The 8,140-nt window shown below is 69.6% G+C and carries 9 protein-coding genes; 7 read left to right on the top strand and 2 right to left on the bottom strand.

What is annotated here, in order from left to right:
- The first annotated feature begins 73 nt into the window (after window positions 1-73).
- The 4 genes from G6048_RS45205 to G6048_RS45190 all read left to right on the top strand — a co-directional run bounded on the left by G6048_RS45205 (window position 74) and on the right by G6048_RS45190 (window position 2,541).
- The gene (locus G6048_RS45205; RefSeq protein WP_165345436.1) at window positions 74-760 is read left to right on the top strand and encodes a UdgX family uracil-DNA binding protein; all 687 of its coding nucleotides are present in this window, start codon (window positions 74-76) and stop codon (window positions 758-760) included.
- A gap of 107 nt (window positions 761-867) precedes the next feature.
- Complete coding sequence (locus G6048_RS45200) at window positions 868-1,401, top strand: GNAT family N-acetyltransferase (protein ID WP_165345435.1); 534 nt, start codon at window positions 868-870, stop codon at window positions 1,399-1,401.
- 126 nt (window positions 1,402-1,527) lie between these two features.
- Window positions 1,528-1,833 (top strand): DUF4229 domain-containing protein, encoded by a 306-nt coding sequence (locus tag G6048_RS45195; protein ID WP_165345434.1) that lies wholly within the window; start codon window positions 1,528-1,530, stop codon window positions 1,831-1,833.
- 54 nt (window positions 1,834-1,887) lie between these two features.
- Complete coding sequence (locus G6048_RS45190) at window positions 1,888-2,541, top strand: TetR/AcrR family transcriptional regulator (protein ID WP_165345433.1); 654 nt, start codon at window positions 1,888-1,890, stop codon at window positions 2,539-2,541.
- Between the two features lie 4 nt (window positions 2,542-2,545).
- On the opposite strand, the gene G6048_RS45185 is transcribed toward G6048_RS45190, so the two are convergent.
- Window positions 2,546-3,439: a MaoC family dehydratase gene (locus tag G6048_RS45185; protein ID WP_165345432.1), complete on the bottom strand. Its 894-nt coding sequence runs from the start codon at window positions 3,437-3,439 to the stop codon at window positions 2,546-2,548.
- Window positions 3,440-3,752: 313 nt separating this feature from the next.
- Here G6048_RS45185 and G6048_RS45180 point away from each other — a divergent pair, with 313 nt between their 5' ends.
- Window positions 3,753-5,654: an AMP-dependent synthetase/ligase gene (locus G6048_RS45180; protein ID WP_165345431.1), complete on the top strand. Its 1,902-nt coding sequence runs from the start codon at window positions 3,753-3,755 to the stop codon at window positions 5,652-5,654.
- Window positions 5,655-5,794: 140 nt separating this feature from the next.
- On the opposite strand, the gene G6048_RS45175 is transcribed toward G6048_RS45180, so the two are convergent.
- A complete protein-coding gene (locus G6048_RS45175) occupies window positions 5,795-5,998 on the bottom strand; it encodes a cold-shock protein (RefSeq protein ID WP_033319512.1) in 204 nt (67 codons plus the stop codon).
- A gap of 354 nt (window positions 5,999-6,352) precedes the next feature.
- Here G6048_RS45175 and G6048_RS45170 point away from each other — a divergent pair, with 354 nt between their 5' ends.
- Both G6048_RS45170 and G6048_RS45165 read left to right on the top strand, forming a co-directional pair.
- On the top strand, window positions 6,353-7,201 hold the full coding sequence (locus G6048_RS45170; RefSeq protein WP_165345430.1) for a menaquinone biosynthetic enzyme MqnA/MqnD family protein: 849 nt from the start codon (window positions 6,353-6,355) through the stop codon (window positions 7,199-7,201).
- A 94-nt stretch (window positions 7,202-7,295) separates the two neighbouring features.
- On the top strand, window positions 7,296-8,140 hold an 845-nt coding region (locus tag G6048_RS45165; RefSeq protein ID WP_165345429.1), incomplete at its 3' end, for a serine/threonine-protein kinase.

Below are 8,140 nucleotides of genomic sequence, written 5' to 3'. Positions count from 1 at the left end.
CCTTGTTACGGAAAGGGGCGGGGTGGGGAAGAAATCCGCGTGAGGCCCGGCCCGGGTCGGGTACTCGAGGCGCATGGTCACCACCAAGGCCCCCGAGGACGCGTACACGGCGGAGCCGTTCGTGCCGGAACGCGGCGGCCTGACCGCCCTGCGCAAGGCCGCCGCCGAATGCCGCGGCTGCCCCCTACACCGAGACGCCACGCAGACCGTATTCGGCACCGGCGACACCGACGCCCGCGTACTGATCGTCGGGGAACAGCCGGGCGACCAGGAGGACCGCCAGGGCAAACCGTTCGTCGGCCCCGCGGGCCGCCTGCTCGACCGAGCCCTGGCCGAGGCAGGCATCGACCCCGCCCAGACGTACGTCACGAACGCCGTCAAGCACTTCAAGTTCACCCTCCCCCACTCTCGGCTTCGCTCGAGCGGGGGGACCCCCATCGCCCCCGGCAAGCGCCGTATCCACAAGGCCCCCAGCCTGCGCGAGATGACCGCCTGCGGCCCCTGGCTGGCCGCCGAACTGGCCCTGGTGGACCCGGAGTTGATCGTCGTACTCGGCGCCACGGCGGGCAAGGCCCTGCTCGGCTCCTCGTTCCGCGTCACCCAGCAGCGCGGAACCCTCCTGGAGGAGGAGATCCACGGCCGCCAGGCCCGCGTGGTCGCCACCATCCACCCGTCCGCCGCCCTGCGCGCCGACGACCGCGAGGCGGTGTACCAGGGGCTGGTCTCCGACCTGAAGGTGGCGGCAAGGGCACTGGGCTGAGCGCGGGCCAAGCGGAGAGTGGGGGAGGGCCCCGGTCCGCAGGGCGGTGTCCGCGAGTCCTCCGAATACCCTTGAGCTTCGTACGCGGTAATAGATATTCTAGCCTTATGCCCCTTACGTTCACCCTCGACCCCACCGTAGACCCCGCACTCCGCGACGGCCTCCTCACCCTCTGGGCCGACGTCACCAACGCCGGCGGCGCCGTCGGCTTCGTACCCCCCGTGGCCCCCGACGCGATCCGCCCGGAACTCGTCAAGCACCTCGCCGCGATGAGCGAAGGCCGTATGCGGCTCCTGGTCGGGCGGGACGAGGACGGCGACGTCGCCGCAACCGCCTTCTTCGCGTTCAACACGCACCGGCTGATGACGCACTGGGTGTGGCTCTACACGGTGATGGTGCACCCGAAACACCAGGGCAAGGGCTACGGACGCGACCTGCTCGCAGCCGCCGCGGAGGCAGCCGCCGGCTTCGAGAGCATCGACGCGATACGGCTCACCTGCCGCGGCGGACTCGGACTCGAGCGGTTCTACGCCTCCTGCGGCTACAAGGAGGTCGGCCGCGTACCCGGCGCGATCCGCGTCGCACCCGGCGACGACCGCGACGACATTACGATGCTGCTGCCGCTCACCCGCCTCACCTGAGGCCACTCCGCCTAGCCATGGAGGCCCCCGCCAAGCCCCCGCAGGCCCCCCTGTGAGCTCCCAGCCAGAACATGCTTGACTGGAGGGTGCCCTTTGGGAACGTTCGAACGGGAAGAGTGGATTGAGATGCTCCGCTACACACTGATGCGCCTCGGAATCTTCGTGGGCTGCCTCGTGGTCGTCTGGGGCCTCGTCTACTCCGGCATCGCCCCGCGCGGCCTCGGCGCCTCCAACGGCATGTGGATCGTCCTGCTCGCCCTCGTCCTCTCGGCCCCGATCAGCTTCGTCGTCCTGCGCAAGGAGCGCGACCGCGCCTCCGCGAAGATCGTCGAGCGGGTGGACCGCACCAAGGCCAACCTGGAGCGCAACCGTTCCCAGGAGGACACCGCGGACGACGCGGCCCGCGGTGGCGCGCAGGGCCAGCCTTCGTAAACCCGGCCCTCGTAACGCGGCCTTCGTCGCCAGGCGAACCGTAGGCTAAGCCATATGGGTGCTGTGAAGAACAAGCGGATGCCGCGTGCCGTGCGTGAACAGCAGATGCTGGACGCCGCCGTGCGGACCTTCGGGCAGCGGGGGTACCGGGCCGCTTCGATGGACGAGATCGCCGATCTGGCGGGCGTGTCCAAGCCGTTGGTGTATCTGTACCTGAACTCCAAGGAAGACCTCTTCACCGCCTGCATCCGCCGCGAGGCCGCCGCCCTGACGTCCGCCGTACGCGCGGGAGTTCACCAAGGTCTGCCCGCCGACCGCCAACTCTGGGAAGGGCTGCGGGCGTTCTTCACGCACACCGCGCAGAACCCGGACGGCTGGGCGGTGTTGCACCTCCAGGCCCGTACGCACGGCGAGCCCTTCGCCACCGAGGTCACCGCGATGCGGGAGGAACTGGTCGCGTTCGTCACCCAGTTGATAGCGGTGGCCGCCCGCGAGGCCCACCGGGAGCCGCCGCCCCCCGAGCGTGCCGAGCACGAGGTCGCCGGCCTCGCCGAGGCCCTGGTCGGAGCGGCCGAGTCCCTCGCCGCCTGGGCCAACACCACACCCGGCGTCTCCGCCAAGCAGGCAGCGGCGACGCTGATGAACTTCGCCTGGGCAGGACTCGGCAACCTGATGGACGGCCGGGCCTGGAACCCTCCGAAGTCGTAAGGGGTTACACCAGCGGGCGTACCTCGCCCCTGACGTGCACGCGTTCCTCGTCCCCACGCAGCTCGAACGCACCCCCCTTCGCCGCGTACGTCACCGCCCCCGGCAGCAGCACCGGCGCCCTGAACTCGGCCTTGATGTACGCGCCTTCGGGAACCCCGTGCTCCGCGAGGCAGCGGGCCGCGGTCCACATGCCGTGCGCGATGGGCCGGCGGAAGCCGAAGAGCCGGGCCGTGAGCGCATGCAGATGGATCGGATTCCGGTCTCCGGACGCGGCCCCGTAACGCCGCCCGAGATCCCCACCGAGCCGCCACGCGGCGATGGCGGGAAGGGGCTGAGAGGGCCGAGGAGGTCGCGCGCTCTGCGCACTGTGCGTGCCCTGCGTGCCCTGCGAGGTCCGATGCCGCGCGAGATACGTACTCCTCGACTCCCATACGAGCCTGCCACCGGCCCGCGCCTCCGTGACGAGTGTCGCCTCGGTCCCGCGTCGATGGGGCGCCATCCCCTCGACGTACGCCTGGAGTTCGTATTCCCCGGTCGCCGAAAGCGCCTTCCGCTGCACGATCTCGACGGACGTGTGCACAAGCCCGACTAACGGCAGCGGGAACGCCCGCGCACTCATCAGCCGCATGGTCAGCGGAAACCCCAGTACATGCGGATACGTCACCGGCAGCGCGTCGGCGCCCACGCCGTAGCCGCAGACGCGTTCGTACCCGGCGAGCTGGGCGAGGTCGATGCGAACCCCGGGGAGTACGAGGCGAGTCGAGGGCAGATCCGTGCCGCCCGCCGCCCGGGGCCGCTTGAAGAGGGAGAGGAGCGCGCCGCGAGCGAGAAGGGGCGCGAGGGCTGGGGAGGCGGCCAGGGTCTGGGTGCGCATGGGGTGCGTGGGGTGGTCGGCCATGGTCCAAGAACTCCCCGCTCGATCGGCACAGTCGTGCATCCGGTGGTGAATCCGGCGGTGAATCTGATCGCGATTCTTACTCTGGAGTAAGATTACTTGGAAGTCAGGAAGTGGTCGAGACGCACCCGGCGCCTGTGAATGTGTGTGGAGGGTGGCGTCGTCGCTGGTGAAGACGGTTCGCTCACGGCACCCGCGTACGTCGTAATGCGTATGTTGATGGACCCACTCCCACTGAACACCGGGTAGATCAGCCCCGTAGCACCCATGGGGCCTTGCGGGGGGACCGCCGGGCATGACGACAAGGAGCCGCCCCATGTCCGCCAGGAAGTCCTCCACCCCTGCACCAGCCCTCGTCGAGCCGGATCTCAAGCGGCTGGACGGTGTCGTACGGGAGGCGTCGGTGCCGCCCCTCGTCGCGCCGATCACGCATGGCTCGCTCGCGGACATCCCGTTCGACAACGCGAGCGACGCGCCCGCCCAGGTCGTACTGAGCCGGAAGGGGCCGGACGGCGACTGGGCGGACGTGACGGCGAACGCCTTCGCGGACGAAGTGCTGGCGCTGGCCAAGGGGTTGATCGGCGAGGGGCTGATGCCGGGCGACCGGATCGCCATCATGGCGCGTACGACGTACGAGTGGACGCTGATGGACTTCGCGGCCTGGGCCGCGGGCCTGGTGACCGTGCCGATCTACCCGACCTCGTCCCTCTTCCAGACCCGCTGGATCCTCCAGGACTCCGGGGCCGTCGCGCTGGCCGTCGAGAGCGCCGCGCAGGCCGCCGCGCTGGGCCCGGAGATGGAGAGGATCCCGGATCTGCGGCATGTGTGGGTCTTCGAGAAGGGGCACGTGGAGCGGCTCGCCGAGTCGGGCCGGAACGTACCGGACGCGGAAGTCGCCGTACGCCGTGGGATGTTGGGGCCGGGCACCCTCGCCACGATCATCTACACCTCGGGTACGACCGGCCGCCCCAAGGGCTGCGCACTGTCCCACGGCAACTTCTTCGCCGAGGTCGACAACGCCATCGAACTCCTCTACCCCGCCTTCAGATCCCTCACCGACGAACCGGCGGCCACCCTCCTCTTCCTCCCCCTCTCCCACGTCTTCGGCCGCATGATCGCGATCGGCTGCCTGCGCGCCCGCGTCCGCCTTGGGCACGCTCCGGGCATCGGTTCGGAGGAACTGCTCGCCGATCTGGCCTCGTTCAAGCCGACGTTCCTGGTGGCCATCCCGTACGTCCTGGAGAAGGTCTTCAACACGGGCCGCGCGACCGCCGAACGCATGGGCCGCGCCTCGTCCTTCGACCGCGCGACGCGCGTCGCCCGCGGGTACGGCGAGGCGATCGAGGCCGAGCAGCACGGTCTGGGCCGTGGCCCGAGCCGCTCCCTGCGCGCGGCCCGCTCCCTCTACGACCCCCTCGTCTACCGCCGCATCCGGGCCGCCCTGGGCGGCCGCGTCCGCTACGCCATCTGCGGCGGCTCTCCGCTCAGCCGCGAGATGGCGGCGTTCTTCGCCGGCGCGGGCATAGAGATCTTCGAGGGGTACGGCCTCACCGAGTCGACGGCGGCGGCCACGGTCACCCCGCCGCTCAAGCCCCGCCTCGGCACGGTCGGCTGGCCGCTGCCCGGCACCCGGGTCCGTATCGCCGCGGACGGCGAGATCCTGCTGAGCGGCAGCCATGTCTTCCGCGGCTACTGGGACCCGCACGCGGGCGGAGTCGTCCCCGCCGCCCCCGACGGCTGGTTCGCGACGGGCGACATCGGCACCCTGGACGACGAGGGCTACCTCACGATCACCGGCCGCAAGAAGGAAATCCTGATCACGGCCGGCGGCAAGAGCGTGGCCCCGGCCCCCTTGGAGGACTGGCTCCGCTCCCACCCGCTGATAGCCCACGTCATGGTCGTGGGCGACGGCCGCCCCTACGTCAGCGCCCTGATCACCCTCGACCCCGAAGGCATCACCCACTGGCGCCAGATGAACCACAAACACGCGGTACCCGCCGAACTCCTGGTGGACGATGAGGAGTTGAACACCATCCTCAAACGAGCAATCCACGAGGCCAACAAGCTGGTCTCCCGCCCGGAGTCGATCCGCCGCTTCACCATCCTGCCGGGCCGCTTCAGCGAGGAGGCCGGCCACCTGACGCCGACGATGAAGCTCCGACGCGACGCGATCGCAAGGGACTTCGCGGCGGAGATCGAGGGGCTGTACGAGCGGTAGGGGACGCTTCTGCGCGTCGGCGGGCGACGCCGGAGGCAAAAGGCAGGAGCCCCGGCACCAAACGGTGCCGGGGCTCCTTGGGTACTGCACTCGTTCCGAAGATCAGAGCATCAGAGCGTTCGCTCTAGAAGCCGAAGGGATCAGACGGGGGTGACGTTCTCCGCCTGCGGGCCCTTCGGACCCTGGGTGACGTCGAAGGTAACCGCCTGGTTCTCTTCGAGGGAGCGGAAGCCGCTCGCGTTGATCGCGGAGTAGTGGACGAAGACGTCGGGGCCTCCGCCTTCCTGGGCGATGAAGCCAAAGCCCTTTTCGGCGTTGAACCACTTCACGGTTCCGGTAGCCATAAGCCCTCCTTGGGCCCAAAGGGTTGCCCTGCTCCAGAACCAGCGATTGTGTAAACAACTGCATTCGTCTGAAAACGACGAGAGCCCGCGGTCACATGCGCTCCGCAGGCTCTGTACTGCAAGGGAAACCAAACTGCAACTTGCGGCCGAGCCTAGCACGCAGGCAGCGGAAAGCAATAGAGGTCAAGATCACGTCACCCAAAGGTTTGAGCAGCTCACCCGAAGGGTTGACGTAGCGATGGCGGCCAGGTGTCACAGGGGTTGACACAAGAGGCCGGGCGGGTTTCCGGAATGGCTCCCACCACTCCGGGACCCGAATCCTGCACCGTACCCCAAAGGGGCTAGTCTCGCGATGTGGACAATTCTCGCACCCGGCCGCGCGTCGGCCACATCCAGTTCCTGAACTGCCTGCCCCTGTACTGGGGGCTCGCTCGTACAGGGACGCTTCTCGACTTCGAGCTCACCAAGGACACCCCGGAACAGCTCAGCGAGCAGCTGGTGCGCGGCGATCTCGACATCGGGCCCATCACGCTCGTCGAGTTCCTCAAGAACGCCGACGAACTGGTCGCCTTCCCCGACATCGCGGTCGGCTGCGACGGCCCCGTGATGTCGTGCGTGATCGTCTCCCAGGTCCCGCTGGAGGACCTGGACGGCGCCAGAGTCGCCCTCGGCTCGACCTCGCGCACGTCCGTACGGCTCGCGCAGCTGCTGCTGGCCGAGCGGTTCGGCGTACAGCCCTCGTACTACACCTGCCCGCCCGACCTCGCCCTGATGATGCGGGAGGCCGAGGCCGCCGTACTCATCGGGGACGCGGCACTGCGCGCCAACCTGCTCGACGGGCCGCAGTACGGGCTCGCCGTGCACGACCTGGGCGCGCTGTGGAAGGAATGGACGGGCCTGCCGTTCGTCTTCGCGGTCTGGGCGGCCCGCCGCGAGTACCTGGAGCGCGAACCGGTCGTCACACGCAAGGTCCACGAAGCCTTCCTCGCCTCCAGGGACCTCTCGCTGGAGGAGGTCGGCAAGGTCGCCGAGCAGGCGGCCCGCTGGGAGGCCTTCGACGAGAGCGTCCTGGAGAACTACTTCACGACGCTCGACTTCCGTTTCGGCGCACCGCAGTTGGAGGCCGTCACGGAGTTCGCCCGCCGGGTCGGCCCGACGACCGGCTTCCCGGCGGATGTGAAGGTGGCTCTGCTGGAGCCGTAATCCGTAATCCGTGAGCCGTAAGCAGCGCCTACCCTGCTGGTTGTCCCTACCCTTGCTGGTGGGGACTGGAGCGCGTCCGGGGGAGGCACACGCCATGCAGCCGCTCGATGTCGGCGAACCCACCACGGTGGGGCCCTACCGGCTGCTCGGCCGCCTCGGCTCGGGCGGGATGGGCCGGGTCTATCTGGGCCGCAGCACGGGCGGCCGCACCGTCGCGGTCAAGATCGTGCACCCGCACTTCGCGCTCGACGAGGAGTTCCGCGCCCGTTTCCGCCGCGAGGTCGACGCGGCGAGGCGGGTGGGCGGCGCGTACACGGCACCGGTCCTGGACGCCGACCCCGACGCCTCGATCCCCTGGGTGGCGACCGCGTACGCCGCAGGACCTTCGCTCGCCGCGGCCGTCGCGGACGCCGGTCCACTGCCGGACCATTCCGTACGGGTCCTGGGTGCGGGCCTTGCGGAGGCCCTGGCGGCGGTGCACGGCCTGGGCCTCGTACATCGCGACGTCAAGCCCTCGAACGTACTCCTGACGCTGGACGGGCCGTTGCTCATCGACTTCGGGATTGCGCGGGCGACGGACGGGACGGCGTCTCTGACGTCCACGGGGGTGTCTGTGGGCTCGCCCGGTTATATGTCGCCGGAGCAGATCCTCGGGAAGGGGGCCTCGGGGGCGGCGGATGTCTTCTCGCTGGGGGCGGTACTGGCGTACGCGGCAACGGGGTCGCCTCCGTTCCCCGGGGACTCGTCGGCTGCGCTGCTCTACAAGGTGGTGCATGAGGAACCTGAACTCGGCTCGGTGGAAGGCGAGTTGCGGGAAGTGGTCGCGGCCTGTCTGGCCAAGGACCCGGGCGGGCGTCCCTCGCCGGGGGAGCTCGCCGCGCGGCTCGCGCCGGAGGGACCGTTGTCCGCCGCCTTGCCACTCTTGCCCGCCGCTTACCG

The organism is Streptomyces ureilyticus, assembly GCF_011045025.1.
In the GTDB taxonomy this organism is placed as follows: domain Bacteria; phylum Actinomycetota; class Actinomycetes; order Streptomycetales; family Streptomycetaceae; genus Streptomyces; species Streptomyces ureilyticus.
This window is presented reverse-complemented; position numbering and strand designations above follow the sequence as displayed.

Coding starts and splice junctions, on each gene's coding strand:
- G6048_RS45205 (WP_165345436.1), top strand. CDS start 74: ATGGTCACCACCAAGGCCCCCGAGGACGCGTACACGGCGGAGCCGTTC.
- G6048_RS45200 (WP_165345435.1), top strand. CDS start 868: ATGCCCCTTACGTTCACCCTCGACCCCACCGTAGACCCCGCACTCCGC.
- G6048_RS45195 (WP_165345434.1), top strand. CDS start 1,528: ATGCTCCGCTACACACTGATGCGCCTCGGAATCTTCGTGGGCTGCCTC.
- G6048_RS45190 (WP_165345433.1), top strand. CDS start 1,888: ATGGGTGCTGTGAAGAACAAGCGGATGCCGCGTGCCGTGCGTGAACAG.
- G6048_RS45185 (WP_165345432.1), bottom strand. CDS start 3,439: ATGGCCGACCACCCCACGCACCCCATGCGCACCCAGACCCTGGCCGCC.
- G6048_RS45180 (WP_165345431.1), top strand. CDS start 3,753: ATGTCCGCCAGGAAGTCCTCCACCCCTGCACCAGCCCTCGTCGAGCCG.
- G6048_RS45175 (WP_033319512.1), bottom strand. CDS start 5,998: ATGGCTACCGGAACCGTGAAGTGGTTCAACGCCGAAAAGGGCTTTGGC.